Genomic DNA, 17,189 nt, shown 5'->3' with positions numbered 1-17,189 from the left:
CGCAGCAGCGGCCTTCGGGCCGCGCACAACAGTGGCAGTGCCACGGCGGAGGGAATATGGCGGGAAACGGGGCGTGGGGTAGCAGCGCAGACGCCGGCAGGGTCACCAGGCGCCTGCAGCGCGGTGTGGCCGTGGGCGCCCTGGTGGTCGGGGGGGCGTGTGTTCCCGGCACGGCCCAGGAGTTGGAGATGGGCAGCCAGTATGCGCAGCAGATCGAGCAGCAGCTACCCATGGTGCGCGACCCGGAGGTCGTGCGCTACATCAACGTGCTGGGTGATTCCATCGCGCGGGTCGTGGACGATCGCAGTCTCACCTGGCGCTTCAATGTCGTCGACCAGCCCGAGATCAATGCCTTCGCGGTACCGGGGGGGCACATCTACGTGAACCGCGGGCTCATCGAGCGCACCACCAACATGTCGGAGCTTGCCGGCGTGCTGGGGCACGAGATTGCCCACGTCACACAGCGGCACAGCATGAAGCAGATGGCCGCCGCGCAGCGCGCCAACTACGGTCTCAGCATCGGGTGCATTCTGGCCCCCGCCTTCTGTCAGGGCCTCGCCGGTACGGGGGTATCGGTGCTGGCGCAGGCCGGCTTTGCCAAGTTCAGCCGGGACGATGAGACCGAGTCCGATCGTTTCGGCGTGAAGTATGTGACGCGAGCCGGCATCGATCCGCGCGGCATGCCCAGCATGTTCCGCATCCTGCTGCGCGAACGCGAGCGCAATCCTGGGTCGGTGGAGGCCTGGTTTGCCTCGCACCCCGTGGAGGAGAGCCGCATTCGCACCACCGAAGAGGAAATCGACCGGATCGACCCGGTCGTGCTGCGCTCGCTCACGCGCGATTCGCGCAGCTTCCAGCGCTTCAAGGAACGTCTGGCAGCGCTGCCCCGCTCACCGGCTCCGCGGCGCTAACGTTATGGGAGTCGCCGTACGAACTCGGTGATCAGGGCCTCGAACTGGCCGCCGGCGGCCTTCCCCGCCTCCATCACCTCGGCGTGACTGAGTCGTTCGACCGATAGTCCCGCGGCCTTGTTGGTGATGCACGAGACGGCCACGACGCGCATGCCGATGGCCCGCGCCATGATGACCTCGGGTACCGTGGACATTCCCACGGCATCGGCGCCAAGGCGCTCGAGCATGCGCACCTCGGCCGGCGTCTCGTAGGTCGGTCCCAGCAGCCCGCAGTACACCCCGTCCTGCAGGGAAACACCGACCGCCGAGGCTGCCTCACGCATGAGCGCACGCAGCGCCGGATCGTACGGATCGGACATGTCGGGAAAGCGCTCGTCACCCGGCTCGGTGGGCCCGATGAGGGGATTGCGGAACATCAGGTTGATGTGATCGGCAACGAGCATCAGATCGCCCGGTGCGAAGGTACGGCGCACCCCGCCGGCCGCATTCGACGCGATGTACACCGACGCGCCCAGCGCGTGCAGCACACGCACCGGGAACGCCGCGAGAGAGGCCGGGTGCCCCTCGTACATGTGGAAACGCCCCGCCAACATGACGACCGGCCTGCCCGCGAGACGTCCCAGCAGCACTTGCCCCGCATGACCGGCTACCGTGGCTGCCGGGAAGCCGGGGATATGGGAGAACGGGATGGGGAGCGCCTGCTCGAGCCGCTGCGCCAACCCCCCGAGACCTGACCCCAGCACGATGCCGGCCACGGGGGCCGCCCAGTCGCCCTCGACCCGCCCACGAATGAACGCCGCCGCGGCCTGCGCGTCCGGGCCCCCCGTCGCGCGCATGGCGGGCGTCATGCGGCACCATCCGCCTGATGGCCGGCCGGCAGAAACAGCGCCGGCCAGGGCGATGCCATGCGCGCGAGATCGCGTTCGGCGCTGGCCCGCAGCGCCAGGCGCTCCGTGTACGGCAGAAAGCCGGCATCGAAGGCCTGAAGCGCCACCTGCGCCAGTGTCTCGTGGCTCCAATCGAGGTGCACGGCGCAAGCCACGAACTCGTCGGTGAGCGACACCCCGCTCATCAGGGTGTTGTCGGTGTTCACCGTGACGAGCGCTCCCAGCTGGCGATAGCGTTCGATGGGGTGCTCGGCGAAGGCGTTCACGACCCGCGTCTGCACGTTGCTCGTGGGGCACACCTCGAGCGGGATGCGTCGGTCGACCACGTAGGCCTCGAGCGCCGCGTTTTCGCGCAGCCGCGTGCCGTGGCCAATGCGGTTGGCTCCACACTGGTGCACCGCCTCGTGGATGGACGCGGCGCTGTCCCCCTCACCGGCATGCACCGTGACGGCCAGGTTGTTGTGGCGCACGTACTCGAAGGCAGGGGCATGCGCCCGGGCGGGGTTGCCGAGTTCCCCCCCCGCCAGATCGAAGGCCACCACCCCGCGGCGCTGGTAGGCCACGGCGAGTTCCGCCATCTCCATGCTGTGGGGCCACGGCAGGCTGCGCAGCGCGCACACGATGAGCCGTGCAACGACGCCCGTTTGCGCCTCTCCTGCCTGCAGTCCAGCCAGCACCGCGTCCATGACCGCATCAATCGCAAGGCCTTCGCGCGTGTGCAGCGCGGGGCAGAACCGCACCTCCACGTAGCGGACGCCGTCGGCCGCGGCATCGGCGATGCGCTCCCGCGCAATGCGCCGGAGCTCGTCGGCCGTCTGCATGACCGCCAGGGTGGTCTCGAACCGGGCCAGGTACTCCGCCAGGTCGTGCGCGTCGTCGACGCGCATCCAGCGGGCCAGCGCCGCGTCGTGCTGATGCGGCAGCACGAGGCCGCGCGCGGCCGAGAGTTCGCGTAGCGTGGCTGGCCGCAGGGAGCCGTCGAGATGGCAGTGCAGCTCGGCCTTCGGCATCGCGCGAACGCGGGCGACGAAATCAGGATTGCGCGTGGTGCTCATGCTGCACCGTCGCTCAGCCGCTCGCGCGCCGTCACGACGCGGAAGATCGCGCCGCCTACCACCGGCGTGTCGGCCGCGATGGGCAATCCGCGACTGTCGGTGAGACGCAGCTGTCCACCGACGATGCCGTCGGCGTCTTCGGGGAACAGGGCACGCACCGCATCGAGTGCCGCTGTTCCGGCGGGCACCGATACGCCGCGCTCGTTCACGAACACCCGGACTTCCACGTTGGGCATCAATTGCTCCCTGAAGTGATGGGACGCACCCGCTCGGTCCGGTCGCCCCGCACCGGTTGCGGCTGTTGCGAGAGGAAGGCGCGTACGGCGTCGATGTCGCGCACCGTGAGAAACTCGGTGGCGATTGCTCCGGCGAGTGACCCGCTGAAGTCGTTTTCCACCATGAAATCGTTCATCGCGACCGTGTAGATCCGATCGGGATCGATGGGACGCCCTGCCGCGTCACGCGCGCGCACGACCCGCGCCCCGCGTGGACGGGCCGGATCGTATTCGACGGTCACTCCGCTCACGTGTGCGTCCGGCCGACCGCGATCCACCGTTGCTTCGAGCAGCTGCAGCAGCGTACGCCCGCGCAGGCGTACGCGTGCCACGAGATTGCCGAACGGCGTCACGTAGTGGATATCGCCGTAGTTCAGTGGGCCGGCGGCCATGTCGGCCCGCACACCGCCATTGTTCCACATGCCCACGTCACTCCCGGCGGCGGCGCGGACGGCGTCGGCAAGCATGTTCCCGACCGGGTTTTGCGCACCGGCCCGCAGCATGGGCTCGGCCAGCGTGGCCACGTGCTGCTGCAATCGGGGGCGCACGCGCTCCTCGGCCACGCGCACAATGGAGTCGACCTCCGGTGCAGCCTCGGCCACCTCGTCACCGCGCACCGGGCGCACCTCGGCTCGTGCCCGACCGCCACCCACGGGAACGTCGACCACGACGATGCCACGGCCACTCGATGTGGGTTCGACGGCGGGCATGCCGTTGAAATCGAGCGTGATGTTCACGTGGGCGTGTCCCATGACGTACACGTCCGGGCGATCCGCCCCCATCTCGCCCAGGCGCCGGCCGATATCGATGCCGGCACCGCTGCAGTCGGTGGGGCGATCGCGTTCACAGCGGCCGCCGTCGTGAATGACCGCCACCACGACCTGCGCCCCCGCCGCGCGCAACGCGCGGGTGCGCTCGACAAACACGGGGACCGGGTCGAGGAAGGTGAGCAGCCCCACCTTGCGCCGGCTGGCGGTGTTGGGGGTGTGCGTGCCGGCGGCCCCCACAATGCCGATTCGCACCGTGCCCCGCGTGACGATCGTGTCGGCACGCAGCCAGGCGGGGCGCTCGCCGTCGGGGCCGCGAACATTGGCGCCCAGAATGGCGTGGCGCAGATCGCGCATGCGCGCGCGCAGGGTGTCCTGACCGAAATCGAATTCATGATTGCCCAGCGCACCGGCGGCCACATCGAGGCGGTTCAGCACGTCGACGGTTGGCCGACCGCCGTACCAGTCGGAGGCCGGCGAGCCACTGAACAGGTCGCCGGCATCGATCACCACATGCTGGCAAATGGGGGGCTGGCATTCGCGCTGCGCGCGGCGAATGGCCGCGGACAGCGCCACGGCGCCCCCTGTGGAGGCGTTGCCCTGATCGAACTGCGGACGCAAGGCCGCGTGAAAATCGCTCATGGCGATCACCCGCACCATCGGCGAACCAACCGGCGCGCCGGCGAGCCCGCCGGCAGCCGCAGCGCCTGCTGTGCCGCGCCCCGACTGGCCGGCCGCGCGCCCCGGCCGCTGCTCGGCGTAGGCCTGCTCGCGGGCCGACGCCGGTTCCAGCGTCCAGTTTCGCTGCGCGTAGGCGGCGGGATCGAGCGTGCCGGCCCGGCGCACCTCATCGATGACCAGCTGCCGGATGTCGAGGTCACGGTCGTACACCAGCGGCGCGCCGGCCAACATGGAGAACCCACCGCCGCCCCCCTGCCGGTAATTGTTGAGCGCCATCGTGAAGCTGTCGGTGGGGAGCACCTCGCGCCCGCGTACCTGCAGACGGGTGATGCGCTGGCCAACGGGGCGACGCAGGTCGATCGTGTAGTCCGCGCCACTCACGACATCGAAGTTGTAGCCCGGCACCGAGGGATCGAGGATCCCCCCGGCGGCCCGGCCATCGGCCCCCACGGTGCGATAGTATCGCGCCGCATGTTCGAGGAAGTCCCGGAGCTGCGCGCCGGTGATGCGTACGGCGCGCAGCGTATTGTCGTAGGGATACAGCCGCGACAGCTCGGCCTGGGTGATGGCGCCCGTATCGAGCGCCGCCTCCAGGGAAAATGCGGCCGTGGCCGACAGTTCGGCGCCGGTGGTGCGTCGCATGACCTCGTTGACGAGGTCCGTGATGGGGGCGTCGGTGACGCGCGCGCTGTCGGCGCGCCACGCCACGGTCGTACGCCCCACCGGCTCGTTGACCCACGCCACGGTGGCCTCGTGGGTGCTGCGCGCCGCCGCCAGCACGTCGGGGTGCTCGCGATGCCCCGCCACCCGCACGGCGCGCCCGGTACGCGCCACCACGCTCCAGCGGCCCTGGCGTCGCTCGAGGGTGAGCGTGCCCAGCCCCACCGACCCCGCCCAGTTGCGGGGCTGCATGACGAGCGCCCCGTTGATGGTGGAATCCACCAGCTCGCGGTGCGAGTGCCCGTAGACCACGACGTCGATGCCGTCGATTTCCCGTGGAATGCGTGCCGCCACGTTTTCGGACGGGAGCCCCGTGGCGACCGTGTCGTAGCTTGCCGGTTCGTTCAACCCGGAGTGCAGCAGCACGAGCACGACATCGGCCTTCGCGCGCCGCGCCTCCTGCACACGCTGGCGCACCGCCGGCACGATATCGGTGACCGTCAGCCCCGCGGCCTTGAGATTCTCGCGATCCCACACCATGGAGCCAGGGGTCGTGCCCCCGATGATGGCCACCCGCACGCCGCGTCGCGTGACCATGGTATACGGGGCCACCCAGGGTTTACCCTGCGCATCCAGTACATTGGCCGCCACGAACGGAAAGCCCGCCTGCGCGATCGCCTTCTGCAGCAGTGGCACGCCGTAGTTGAACTCGTGGTTCCCCAGCACGGCGGCATCGTAGCGCATGACGTTCATGGCGGCGATGACGGGGTGCACCGGCGTGGGGCGAACGCGCGCCGCCACGTAGAGCAGCGGGTTGCCCTGCAGGATGTCGCCCCCTTCCACGAGCACGACGCCGTCGGGATTGGCCCGCCGGGCGGAGTCGACAATGGTGGCGGCCGCCGCCAGGGAGTGCGCCGGGTCGGCGCCCCCCGCGTAGTAATCCCACCCGCGCAATCGCCCGTGCACGTCGGTGGTGGCGGCAATCGTGAGTTCGACGCGGCGCGGGGCCCGTTGCGCCGCCAGCGGCTCGATCATCAACGCGGCCAGCGCGGCCAGCCCCCCGCCGGGGAGCAGTACGGCATGAAGCCAAGACAATGGACGTCCCATCAGGGAATGCTAGTCGGTCCCCCCGGTCGTTTGGAGTGGCGTGGGCGGCGGTCCGAATCCGTCCTTGCCGGGTCCCCCCTGCCGCCGCGAACTTCCCGTGGCACGGTCCGATCGGCCCCGGTTGCCGATACCTACTCGTTACACCGCCGTAACCGTCCGGAAACGACGGCGGTCCATGCTAGAGATATCCCTCGTGGACGAACCGGTTACTCCGCTCATGAAACCGCTCATCATCGGCATCGCGGGCGGTACCGGCTCGGGGAAATCGACGGTGGCTCGCAAGGTGGCAGAAGCCCTGCCCGACGCCTCCGTCGCCTTCCTGGAGATGGACGCGTACTACCGGGATTTCCGGCACCTGACGCTGCACCAGCTGCATCACGTCAACTGGGATCACCCCGATGCCTTCGACGTGGAGTTGCTCTCGACCCACCTCGAGGCGCTCGCCCGCGGCGAAGCGGTGGACATGCCGGTGTACGAGTTTGCCACGCACTCCCGCAGCAGTCGCACCCGGCGCATCGAGCCGGCGGACGTCGTCGTGATCGACGGCATCCTGCTTCTGTCGGACCCCAACATCCGGGCGCAGTGCGATGTGAAGGTGTTCGTCGACGCCGATCCGGATATCCGCCTCATTCGCCGCATCCGACGCGATACGGCCGTGCGCGGACGCACGCTCGAATCGGTGCTCGACCAGTATCTCACGACCGTGCAGCCGATGCATCTGCAGTTCGTCGAACCCAGCAAGCGGTACGCCGACGTCATCGTCCCACGGGGAGGGAGCAATACGGTCGCGATCGAGATGATCGTGGCCAAGATCCAGCGTCGACTGCACACCCGCGCCCAGTCGCGGGTGCCGCGCGCCGACGCCGAACCGGCCGACGCCGGCACCTTTTGACCCGTGCATGAACGCTGCTCCGAGTACCGCTGATCGCATTCTCGTCGTGGACGACGAAACCGAGATCGTCGCCCTGGTGGCCTACCACCTGGCGAAAACCGGCTATCGCGTCTCCACGGCGTCGTCGGGGCAGGACGCACTCGAGCTGGCGCGCCGTGAGCGCCCGTCGCTCATCGTGCTTGACCTCATGCTGCCAGGCATGTCCGGGTTCGACGTGCTCGAGCAGCTGCGCCTCGACGAGAGCACGCGCGACATCGCCGTCATCATGCTCACGGCCCGCCGTGAAGAACCCGATCGCATCCGCGGCCTGTCGCTGGGTGCCGACGACTATCTCACCAAGCCCTTCTCGCCGGCCGAACTGGTGCTGCGCGTGGCGGCCATCCTGCGCCGGACCGGGTCCGCGCAGCCGGCGGGCAACACCGATGCGCTGGTGATTGGCCCGCTGCACATCGACCGGGCGGCCATGACGGTGAACGTGAGCGGCGAGGCCGTGGATCTCACCCCCACCGAGTTCAAGCTGCTCCTCACCCTGGCCGAGCGCCGCGGGCGCGTTCAGGGGCGCGGGCATCTGCTGGAGACGGTGTGGGAAGCCGCCCCGGACATTCAGACCCGCACGGTCGACATGCACGTGCAGCGACTGCGCACCAAGCTGGGCACCGCCGGCGACCTCATCGAGACCGTGCGCGGCTTCGGCTACCGACTGCGCGCCACGGCGCCGCGCGCGTACTGAGTGCGGCTCACCCAGCGACTGCTGGTGCAGAGCGCCGTGGTCGCCACGCTCCTCGTGGCGATCATTCTGGGCGCCGTGGAGTGGCGGGTACGGCACCGGCTGGAGCTGCAGGATACCGTCGCTGTGGGCATGGCCCAACCGGCCGATCGGGCCAGCCTGGAAGCGGCCGCCGACGAGGCGCTGCTGGGGGCCATCCGCAACGACGTGCTCATTGCCAGCGGTGTTGCGCTCGTCGTGGCTCTGCTGTTGGCGCGCGCACTCGCCGGGCAGGTGACGCGCCCCATGCAGGAGTTGCGCGACATGGCGCAGGACCTGGCCGGCGGCGATCTCACGGCCCGACCGTCCCGGTCCATCAGCGGCGGCGAGGTGGGCGACCTGGCCGATTCGCTCCGCCGTGTGGCCGAGCAGATGGAAACGCGCCTCTGGGAAATGCAGTCGGAAGAAGCACTGCTGGTGGCGCTCACCGAGTCGCTCAATGAAGGCGTCGTGGCCGTGGACGCGCGCAAGCGGGTGGTGCGTATCAATGAGCGCGGACGTCAGCTGCTCAATCTGCGCCAGCCGCTCCCCTTCCCCGCCAACGAGCTGCCACAGGAACCGCAGTTGCAGGAAGCGCTGCAACTGGTGCTGTCGGGGGCCCCGCCCATCGTGCGCGAAATCCAGCTCGCCGGTCGCACGCTGGCCCTCACGGTACGCGCCCTGAGTGGAGGGGGCGCCGTGTTTGCCATGTACGACCTCACCCCGGTTCGCCGGCTCGAGACGGTACGCAGCGACTTCGTGGCCAACGTGTCCCACGAGCTGCGCACGCCGCTCACGATCATTGGCGGGTTCGTGGAGACGCTGCAGGACGACGACGTTCCGCCCGACCTCCGGCGGCAGTTCCTGGGCATGGCAGAGGCCAACGTGCAGCGCATGCAGCGCATCGTCGATGACCTGCTCGACCTCTCCCGCATCGAGTCGGGAGGATGGCGTCCGGCGCCGGTGGCGTTGCGCGTCGAGGAGCTCGCAGCGGATGCCCTCGCCCCGTTGCAGTCGCGCGCCGACGACAAGGGGGTTTCGCTGGCCATCGACGTTGCCGCCAACGCCCGGCTCATCCAGTGCGATCCGACCGCAGCCGGGCAGATTCTTGTCAATCTCGCCGAGAACGCCCTGCGCCACACGGCCGCGGGGCGTGTGGTCGTGTTTGCCGAACGCGAGGGGGACGGGGTATGGATGGGGGTGCGCGATACCGGGATGGGGATCGGCCCCGAACACCTGCCGCGCATCTTCGAGCGGTTCTACCGCGCCGATCCCGGTCGGTCCCGCGAGGCCGGCGGCACGGGCCTCGGCCTCTCCATCGTGCGCCATCTGGCGGAAGCGCATAACGGGCGCGTGCGGGCGGAGAGCACGGTTGGGGTGGGCACCACCATTGCGGTCTGGCTCCCCACCCCGCTGCCCGTCTGACACGACTGCTGGCGACCTCGCGAAGTCCTGCGGGGCCGCCAGCGCGTCTCGTTCAGGCCGATTCCGCCTGCCGCCTGGCGCGGCGACCGGCGAAGGCTTCGGCTATAAGCCGCGGCAGCATGACCCCGGCCGGCCCTTCGATGGGGAGGATGCTGGGGCCTGAGCGCTGCCCTTCCATGGTGGGATTCACCACGATGACCGTGGCCCCGTGGGTCGCCGAGATCCACGGCAGCGACGCTGCCGGCTCGACGATGTTGGATGTGCCCACCGAGATGAACACGTCACACGCCACGGCGGCGTTGCGGGCGGCCTCGAAGGGGGGCATAGGGAGCGTTTCCCCGAACCACACCACATCGGGGCGCAGGAGCGCCCCGCACTGCGGACAGGTGGGCACGTCGGCGAGCTGCTCGTCGGTGGCGGCAAACGAGCCGGCGCACCCCGCGCTGCACCGGACGTGCATGAGGGAGCCGTGCAGCCGAACAACGTCGCGGCTGCCGGCCCGCTCATGCAGGTCGTCCACGTTCTGGGTAACCAGAGTACAGTGGGCGACTCGTGACGCGAGCGTGACGAGTGCCACATGCGCCGGGTTGGGCTGTGCCGCCCGCACCATCGCGCGACGCGCGGCATACCATTGCCAGACCCGTTTGGGGTGGGCCGCAAAAGCGTCGGGGGTGGCCAGCTCCTGTGGGCTGAACTGCGCCCAGGTGCCGGTCTGCGCTTCGCGAAAGGTGGGGATGCCACTCTCGGCCGACACGCCGGCGCCCGTGAGTACGCACACGTGCTCGGCCGCGCGAAGCGCCTTGGCAGCTACGGTGAGCGCCTCGGCGCGTGTCTGGGGATCGGTTGGCGGCGGGGAGGCGACCCGGCGCCGCTGAAGATTGGGATCAGTCGGGACCATGCTCGGGCGACAATACTACGCGGACCTGCTTCGCACCAGATCGCCCGAGGGGCTTCCTCCCATTGCGTGCCCCCCGTTCCGGACCGCGTTGCCGTGACCGTTTCGTTGCACAACTGTCGGATGACTGAAACCTGGGTCACGGAGCTTTCCCTGCGTCCGGAGTGCGCCACGTACTCCGCGACCTGTCTCCTCAAAGCTCCGAACATCCCATGCGGATTTCCGTTCACGCGCTCTACCGTGCCGCGCGTCGCGCTTCCCGTCGCGCGATGCTGGCGACCACGGTGACCGTTGTTCCCGCTGCCGTTTCCGTGCTTCTTCCCGCCTCCGCCTCTGCGCAGGAGGCATCGACCGGCAAGATCACCGGGCGCATCGTGGACGCCGTCACCGGCCAGCCCATTCCTGCGGCGCAGATTCAGGTGGTGGGCACCGCCTTCGGCACGCAAACGGCGGTCGATGGCCGATACACGTTGCTGCGCGTGCCTGCGGGCACCATCACGCTGCAGGTGCGCCGCATCGGCTACGGCCCCAAGACCGTAACGGGATTGCTGCTGCCGCCGAACGGCGCGCTGGAGCAGGACATCTCGCTGCGCAGCGCCGATGTGCAACTGGCCGCGGTCAGTGTCACGGCCACCAAGGAAAAGGGGTCGGTGAACGACGCCCTCAACGCGCAGAAGAACGCCACGAACGTGGTGAACGCCATCACCGCGGAGCAGATCGCGCGCAGCCCCGACAATGATGCGGCGGCCGCCGCGCAGCGCGTGAGCGGCGTGACGGTGCAGGATGGCAAGTACCTGCAGGTACGCGGCCTCTCCGAGCGCTACACCACGGCCTCGCTCAATGGTGCGCGCATTCCGAGCCCGGAGCCCGAACGCAAGGTCGTGCCGCTCGATCTGTTCCCGGCGAGCCTGCTGCAGGACGTCACCACGGCCAAGACCTTCACCCCCGACATGCCGGGTGACTTCGCGGGCGCCAACGTGAACATCCGCACCCGTGAGTTCCCCGCTCGCCGGCAGGTGAACTATTCCACGAGCTTCGGCTTTGGCGATCGCGTGCTGGGGCAGACGCTGCCCTTCGCCCCGCGCGCCGGCGGCGAGCTGTTCGGGAATGCGTCGGCGAACCGCCGTATGCCATCGGCCATTGCCGGCGCGAACTTTCTGGGCAACGTCTCGCAGTCCCAGTACAACCAGATGGCACGTCAGCAGCGCAACGTGTGGAGCCCGTCGCTCCGCAATGGTGGTGTGAACGGCTCGTTCGGAATGTCCACCGGCGGCAACAACATTCTGGGCAAGCGCATCGGGTACGTGCTGAGCGGCAACTACGGCTACAGCGAGGAAGTGCGCGCCGACGAGCGCTATGCCATTGGCAACCAGGGTGCCAACAATACGGTCGTGCCACTGACCGAAGTGCGCGGGCAGACCGGTCGCGCCAGCGCCTCGTGGGGGGGTATCGCCAACCTTTCGACGCTCGTGGGGCGCAACTCGCGCCTCGCCCTCAATACGACGGTTACCCGCAGCGCCGACAACGAGGCACGCTCCGACCGTGGTTTCGACGAAAACCTGAACGACAGCATTCAGCGCACCACGCTGCGCTACGTCGAGCGGGGAGTGGCCACCATGACCGGCTCTGGTGAGCACCAGCTGAGTGATCGCAACCGCACCGCCTGGGCGGTGACGTTCGGCCAGACCGACCGCCGCGAGCCCGACCGCTCCGACGTGGTGTACGCGCGCACCCCCGAGGGGCCCTACCAGATTCTCGCGTCGCTCGACGGCGCCCGTCGCCTCTATTTCGACCTGCAGGAGAACAACGTCACCGGCCAGGTCGATCACACGATCAATCTGGGCGACGTGGCGAAGCAGAACACGCTCAAGGTGGGCGCCTACCTGCGGACCACCGACCGCACGGCCGATGCCCCCATCTTCGCCTTCATCAGCCGCGCCGGTGAGAGCGTGGTGCGTCAGACACCCGATGTGATCTTCGGCGAAGCCCAGGCGTGTGACAACTGCGCCCTCATCAACGTGCAGCCCATCGGGCAGGCCGGTTCCTACCTGGCCAGCGACCGCACGGCGGCCGGGTATCTCATGTCGGACATCGGTCTGGGGTCGCGGGTGCGCATGATCGCCGGCGCGCGCCTCGAGCAGGCGCGCATCACCGTGGATGCCTCCACGCAGGGCGGGTTCACGACCACGGCCACGCTCGACAACACCGACGTGCTTCCCTCGCTGCTGCTCAACACGCAGCTGTCCTCCACGCAGAATCTGCGCTTCGGCATCACGCGCACGCTGGCGCGCCCGGAGTACCGCGAACTGGCCCCCGTGACCTTCCGCGATGTACTGGGCGGCGTGAGTGTCACTGGCAATGCGGCGCTGGTGCGGTCCCTCATCGACAATGTGGACCTGCGCTGGGAGATGTTCCCCAATCCCGGCGAGGTGCTCAGCGTGGGCGTGTTTGCCAAGCGCTTCGATCGTCCGATCGAGCGCCTCGAGCAGGCTACGTCGGGCGCCTATCAGGCGCGCTTCCAGAATGCGCTCAGCGCCACGAACGTGGGCGTGGAGCTTGAAGCCCGCAAGCAGCTCGGCTTCCTGGGCTCCTGGGGCGAGGCCTTCACCGGGTTCGGCAACGTGACGCTCATGCAGTCGAACGTGGAACTCGACCCTACCGGCGGCCTCACGGTCACCGACCAGAGCCGGCGACTGGTGGGCCAGGCCCCGTATGTGATCAACACGGGACTTACCTACTCGAACATGAGTGGCAGCACGAACGCCACGATTCTGTACAACGTGGTCGGCGAACGCATCACCGCGGCCGGTGTGGTGCCCCTCCCCAACATCGTGGAGAAGCCGCGCCACCTGCTCGACCTGTCGTTGCGGTTCCCGGTGCGCGGCAACCTCTCGGCGCGCATGGATGCCCGCAACCTGCTCGATGCCCGCTTCCGCTTCATGCAGGGCAATCTGGAGCGGGAGGGATGGAACGCCGGTCGCGTCGTCTCGATGGGGTTGAGCTGGCGGCAGTAGCGCCGCGACCTCCCAGCGCGGGATCACATGACCCGGTCTCGGTGACACAACCGTGACCGGGTCATGACGTTTTGACGACAGAGCGCGCGCTTCTTTCCGATAGGGATCGCCAAGTCTCGACGATGCCGTTCACCATTCAATCTCGACTCCCGATGACGATGACCGTGCGCCTGCGTACACTCGCGCTTACGTCGTTTGCCGCACTGGCGCTCGCCGCTTGCGGTGGTAGTGACGACCCGATTTCGCCTCCTGTCACCCCAACGCCTGCCAACGGTTCGCTGGCGGTAACGGTGTCGGGGCTCCCCACCGGTGTGAACGGTGCGGTCACCGTCACCGGGCCGGGCAGCTTCAGCCAGACGGTCACGGGGACTACCACCATCAGCGTGGCACCCGGCAGCTACACAGTCGCCGCAGCGCAGGTGACCGCCAACAGCGTCCGCTACAATGCGACGATCAGCGGATCACCGGCCACGGTGGCGTCCAACGCCACCGCCAGCGTCACGGTGGCCTACGCCGTTGCGCCCACCCCGACTGTAGTGCTCAGCGGCTCCATTGCCGCCAACCGCACGCTCAGTGCCGACACCAATTACGTGCTGCGCGGCTTCGTGTACGTCAACAGCGGTGCCACACTCACAGTGAACGCGGGTACGCGCATCGTGGGCGACACCACGGCGTTGGGCTCGGCGCTCTTCGTGCTGCGCGGTGCGCGCCTCGTGGCCAACGGCACGGCGGCGGCGCCGGTGGTCTTCACCTCGCAGCGCTCCGCCGGCAACCGGTCGCCGGGCGACTGGGGCGGTCTGGTCATCGTGGGCAATGCCCGCGCCAACCGCGTCGGCAACGTCATCGTGGAAGGCTCGAACGGCTCGGTGGTGGGCGCTGATCCGGCGGGCATCATCTACACCGGCGGCACGGTGGATAGCGACAACAGCGGCACGCTGCGCTACGTGCGTGTGGAGTTTGCCGGCTATGCCACCCTCGCCGACGCCGAGCTCAACTCGTTTACGTTTGCGGCGGTGGGCAGTGGCACCACGGTCGAATACGTCCAGGCGCTCGCTGGCCTCGACGACCACTTCGAGTGGTTTGGCGGCACCGTGAACGGCCGCTACCTGGTGTCGTACGAGTCGGGTGACGATCACTTCGATGGTTCCGAGGGCTATCGCGGGCTCAACCAGTTCCTCATTGGCTTGCAGAGCACCTACCTCACGCCGCGCCCTGGCGCCGGTGCCGTGTCTGCCGACCCGCAGGGCTTCGAAGTGGACGGCTGCAACGGTGGTGGCTGCGTGGCGCCGTCGGGGGCCAATGCGCAGAGTGCCGGCCGCGATGATGGGCTGTGGAACATGAACGTCTTCGCGAACTTCACGCTCGTGGGTCCGGCGTCTGGCGTGACCGTGCCGGGCAGCGGTGGCGTGGGTGCCGTGCTGCGCCGTGGTACGGGTGGCTACTACGTGAACGGCGTGGTCACGCGCTGGCCGCGCGGGGGCATCTCGCTCCGCGACTCCACGTCCAACAATCGTTTTCTCGTGGACTCGCTCATCGTGCGCAACCTCTACTTCGCCGAGAATGGCGGGGCAGACGGCGGCTTCGATGCAACGGGCACGAACTTCGGCCAGGCGAGCGCGTTCACTGCGCGCAACGCCAACATCGTGGTGGGCGCGGGCGTAACGGCGGCGAGCCTCTTCACGGCGCTGCCCGCTACCCCGACCAATGGCGCCAGCCTCGACTGGTCGCCGGCGGCCAACTCGCCCATCGCCACGGGTGGACTGTCCACGTTCGCGGCCGACCCGCGCATTGCGGCGCGCGTGGGCACGTTCATCACGCCCACCGTGTACCGCGGCGCTGCCGCCCCGGGTGGCACGAAGTGGTGGGAAGGCTGGACCAACTACGCCCGCAACTGACCGACCGCGTGACCGGCATCTACCTTTCAGCTTACGATCCGCCGCGGTGATATCGTGGGCTACGTGAAACGGCCAGGGTCGCGATGCGGCCCTGGCCGTTTTCCTGTTCTTCACCGTTCTCCCCTCATGCCTCAGCCTTCGCGCCTCTCTCTCCTGCTTGCCGTTGCCGCCGCGACATTCCTCGCGGCAGCGTGTGGCGACGCACGCCCACGTACGGCGGCCGATTCCCAGGCGGCCCACATCGCCGAGGTCATCGCCGCCGGCGGCACTGTCGATTCCATCCTGCCCATTGCCGAGCAACTGCGCCGCTTCCGGGTGGGTGTCGACTCGGTCGACACGCTGCGCCACGCAGCGCCGGATCGCGAGTCGTTGGTGCGCCGGTTTCTCACGGCACTCTCAACGAGCGATACGGCCACACTCAACGCCCTCACGCTCGACCGGGGCGAGTTTGCGTATCTGTACTACCCCACATCGGCCATGAGCCAGCCTCCGTATGAGGCACCACCCCAGCTCCTGTGGGGACAGATCATGACCAGCAGCAACGAGAGTCTTCCCAAGGCGCTCGCGCGACTTGGCGGAACCACGGTGTCGCTCGTGCAGCTGCGCTGCGCCGATTCGGTAACGGTGGAGGGAAAGAACCGGCTACACCAACAATGCGCGCTTCGCCTGCGAGCGGGAGCCACCACGCTTCCCGAAGGACGCTGGTTCGGCACCATCCTCGAGCGCGAGGGGCGATTCAAGTTCATCGGCTACGCCAACGCGCTATGAGGGGCCGGCGCAGACAAGGCGTACGTCTCTCGGCAGTGCTTGCCGTTGCCCTGCTGCCTGCGGTGTCGTGTGGTGAGGGGACGCGCAAACAGCCCGTGGACAGCGCCCGCGACTCGGGGGCAGCCCGTGAGGCGTTGCCCGTGGCCGAGTCCGAACGGCTGGTGCTGACCGGCGTCGGCGCCACGCTGCCGTACCCGCTGTATGCGCGCTGGTTCAACGAGTATGCGGCGGTCGCCCCCGTGCGCATCACCTACCGCTCGGAGGGATCGCCGCAGGGGATCGCCGCGGCCCTCAACGGCTCGGCAGATTTCGGCGCGACCGACATTCCGGTATCCGACAGCGCCATGCAGGCCCGCGGACGCGCGGTGGTGCACATCCCCATGGCGGTCGGGGCCGTGGCCATTACGTACAACGTCCCCGGCACCACGCGTCCGTTGCGCCTGTCGGGTGAGGTCGTCGCCGATCTGTTTCGCGGGCGCATTGCCTTCTGGGATGACGCACGCCTGCGCGCCATCAACCCTGGCGTGACGCTGCCGCACCTGGCCGTGCGCCCGGTGCGCCGCAGCGACGGCAGTGGCACGGCACGCATCTTTGCCCGTTATCTGCAGCTGGTGCAGGGCGCGTCCGCCGCCGCGGCCGCAGACGCCCCATGGCCAGGCGGGGATTCGGTGATCGTGCGCGATGGGAACGAAGCGGTCGCGGCCGAGGTGAAGGCCACGGCCGGAACCGTGGCGTACCTCGAGGTGGTCTATGCGCGGCAGAATCGTCTGCCCGCGGCACACATCCGCAATCGCGCGGGGCAATTCGTGTCTCCCATGCCCTTCGAGATTGCGACCGCCGCCGCCAACACCCTCGACGCGCTCGCCCCGTTCGATGACGAGGGGGTGAGCGGGTTTCGCGTGTCCCTGCTGGACGCCAAAGGCAAGCAGGCGTATCCGTTGGCCGCCTTCACGTGGCTGTTGATCGCGCCGTCGCAACTTTCGGCAACCAAGCGCACTGCCCTTGCCGATTTTCTGCGTTGGGCGCTTCTCGAAGGGGCGCCCAGTGCCAGCAGTATGGGCTATGTGCCGCTTCCGTCCGCCGTGGCGGACGCCGTGCTGGCGCGGGTTGATGGGGCGCTGCGGTGCGACCCTTGCGCGACGGGGGCGGCTTCCGGTACGGTACGCTGAGGGTTGCCGATCGACCGGGGGAACCGGACCGCAGGCCGGCCTT

13 protein-coding genes are annotated in these 17,189 nt (G+C 68.8%); 8 read left to right on the top strand and 5 right to left on the bottom strand.

All coding sequences use genetic code 11. The features are described 5' to 3' along the window. Positions 1-56: 56 nt before the first annotated feature. Positions 57-911, top strand: coding sequence for a M48 family metallopeptidase (locus O9271_RS02380; RefSeq protein WP_298265841.1), 855 nt, complete (start codon positions 57-59; stop codon positions 909-911). A gap of 2 nt (positions 912-913) precedes the next feature. On the opposite strand, the gene O9271_RS02375 is transcribed toward O9271_RS02380, so the two are convergent. Genes O9271_RS02375 through O9271_RS02360 form a run of 4 tightly spaced genes read right to left on the bottom strand, consistent with a single transcriptional unit; the run spans position 914 to position 6,343 of the window. After that, positions 914-1,759: a purine-nucleoside phosphorylase gene (locus O9271_RS02375; protein ID WP_298265839.1), complete on the bottom strand. Its 846-nt coding sequence runs from the start codon at positions 1,757-1,759 to the stop codon at positions 914-916. Beyond that, positions 1,756-2,853: an adenosine deaminase gene (gene add, locus O9271_RS02370; RefSeq protein WP_298265837.1), complete on the bottom strand. Its 1,098-nt coding sequence runs from the start codon at positions 2,851-2,853 to the stop codon at positions 1,756-1,758. Before add ends, O9271_RS02375 begins: the two co-directional genes overlap by 4 nt. Next, positions 2,850-3,089: a hypothetical protein gene (locus O9271_RS02365; RefSeq protein ID WP_298265835.1), complete on the bottom strand. Its 240-nt coding sequence runs from the start codon at positions 3,087-3,089 to the stop codon at positions 2,850-2,852. Before O9271_RS02365 ends, add begins: the two co-directional genes overlap by 4 nt. Next, positions 3,089-6,343 carry a 5'-nucleotidase C-terminal domain-containing protein gene (locus tag O9271_RS02360; RefSeq protein ID WP_298265833.1) on the bottom strand — a complete coding sequence of 1,085 codons (3,255 nt, stop codon included), beginning with the start codon at positions 6,341-6,343 and terminating at the stop codon, positions 3,089-3,091. The genes O9271_RS02365 and O9271_RS02360 overlap by 1 nt, the downstream gene beginning before the upstream one ends. A 175-nt stretch (positions 6,344-6,518) precedes the next feature. On the opposite strand from O9271_RS02360, the gene udk reads away from it, so the two are divergent. Genes udk through O9271_RS02345 form a run of 3 tightly spaced genes read left to right on the top strand, consistent with a single transcriptional unit; the run spans position 6,519 to position 9,405 of the window. Next, on the top strand, positions 6,519-7,235 hold the full coding sequence (udk, locus tag O9271_RS02355) for a uridine kinase (RefSeq protein WP_298265831.1): 717 nt from the start codon (positions 6,519-6,521) through the stop codon (positions 7,233-7,235). Between the two features lie 7 nt (positions 7,236-7,242). Further along, entirely contained in the window at positions 7,243-7,965 is a 723-nt protein-coding gene (locus tag O9271_RS02350; RefSeq protein ID WP_298265829.1) for a response regulator transcription factor, read from the top strand. After that, positions 7,966-9,405 carry a HAMP domain-containing sensor histidine kinase gene (locus O9271_RS02345; RefSeq protein ID WP_298265827.1) on the top strand — a complete coding sequence of 480 codons (1,440 nt, stop codon included), beginning with the start codon at positions 7,966-7,968 and terminating at the stop codon, positions 9,403-9,405. 52 nt (positions 9,406-9,457) lie between these two features. Here the strand turns inward: O9271_RS02345 and O9271_RS02340 are convergent, their stop codons facing one another. Then, entirely contained in the window at positions 9,458-10,303 is an 846-nt protein-coding gene (locus O9271_RS02340) for an NAD-dependent deacylase (protein WP_298265825.1), read from the bottom strand. Positions 10,304-10,512: 209 nt separating this feature from the next. Between O9271_RS02340 and O9271_RS02335 the strand changes: the two genes are divergently transcribed. The 4 genes from O9271_RS02335 to pstS all read left to right on the top strand — a co-directional run bounded on the left by O9271_RS02335 (position 10,513) and on the right by pstS (position 17,146). Further along, positions 10,513-13,314 (top strand): TonB-dependent receptor, encoded by a 2,802-nt coding sequence (locus O9271_RS02335; RefSeq protein WP_298265823.1) that lies wholly within the window; start codon positions 10,513-10,515, stop codon positions 13,312-13,314. Between the two features lie 152 nt (positions 13,315-13,466). Further along, positions 13,467-15,209, top strand: coding sequence for a hypothetical protein (locus tag O9271_RS02330; protein WP_298265820.1), 1,743 nt, complete (start codon positions 13,467-13,469; stop codon positions 15,207-15,209). Between the two features lie 126 nt (positions 15,210-15,335). Continuing rightward, entirely contained in the window at positions 15,336-15,977 is a 642-nt protein-coding gene (locus O9271_RS02325) for a hypothetical protein (RefSeq protein WP_298265818.1), read from the top strand. 35 nt (positions 15,978-16,012) lie between these two features. Further along, entirely contained in the window at positions 16,013-17,146 is a 1,134-nt protein-coding gene (pstS, locus tag O9271_RS02320; protein WP_298265817.1) for a phosphate ABC transporter substrate-binding protein PstS, read from the top strand. Positions 17,147-17,189 lie beyond the last annotated feature (43 nt).

The sequence above is a fragment of the Gemmatimonas sp. genome, from assembly GCF_027531815.1.
In the GTDB taxonomy this organism is placed as follows: Bacteria; Gemmatimonadota; Gemmatimonadetes; order Gemmatimonadales; family Gemmatimonadaceae; genus Gemmatimonas.
This window is presented reverse-complemented; position numbering and strand designations above follow the sequence as displayed.

Excerpts from the sequence above, each read along its gene's own strand:
- O9271_RS02380 (WP_298265841.1), top strand. The coding sequence starts at position 57 with ATGGCGGGAAACGGGGCGTGGGGTAGCAGCGCAGACGCCGGCAGGGTC.
- O9271_RS02375 (WP_298265839.1), bottom strand. The coding sequence starts at position 1,759 with ATGACGCCCGCCATGCGCGCGACGGGGGGCCCGGACGCGCAGGCCGCG.
- add (WP_298265837.1), bottom strand. The coding sequence starts at position 2,853 with ATGAGCACCACGCGCAATCCTGATTTCGTCGCCCGCGTTCGCGCGATG.
- O9271_RS02365 (WP_298265835.1), bottom strand. The coding sequence starts at position 3,089 with ATGCCCAACGTGGAAGTCCGGGTGTTCGTGAACGAGCGCGGCGTATCG.
- O9271_RS02360 (WP_298265833.1), bottom strand. The coding sequence starts at position 6,343 with ATGGGACGTCCATTGTCTTGGCTTCATGCCGTACTGCTCCCCGGCGGG.
- udk (WP_298265831.1), top strand. The coding sequence starts at position 6,519 with ATGCTAGAGATATCCCTCGTGGACGAACCGGTTACTCCGCTCATGAAA.
- O9271_RS02350 (WP_298265829.1), top strand. The coding sequence starts at position 7,243 with ATGAACGCTGCTCCGAGTACCGCTGATCGCATTCTCGTCGTGGACGAC.
- O9271_RS02340 (WP_298265825.1), bottom strand. The coding sequence starts at position 10,303 with ATGGTCCCGACTGATCCCAATCTTCAGCGGCGCCGGGTCGCCTCCCCG.
- O9271_RS02335 (WP_298265823.1), top strand. The coding sequence starts at position 10,513 with ATGCGGATTTCCGTTCACGCGCTCTACCGTGCCGCGCGTCGCGCTTCC.
- O9271_RS02330 (WP_298265820.1), top strand. The coding sequence starts at position 13,467 with ATGACGATGACCGTGCGCCTGCGTACACTCGCGCTTACGTCGTTTGCC.
- O9271_RS02325 (WP_298265818.1), top strand. The coding sequence starts at position 15,336 with ATGCCTCAGCCTTCGCGCCTCTCTCTCCTGCTTGCCGTTGCCGCCGCG.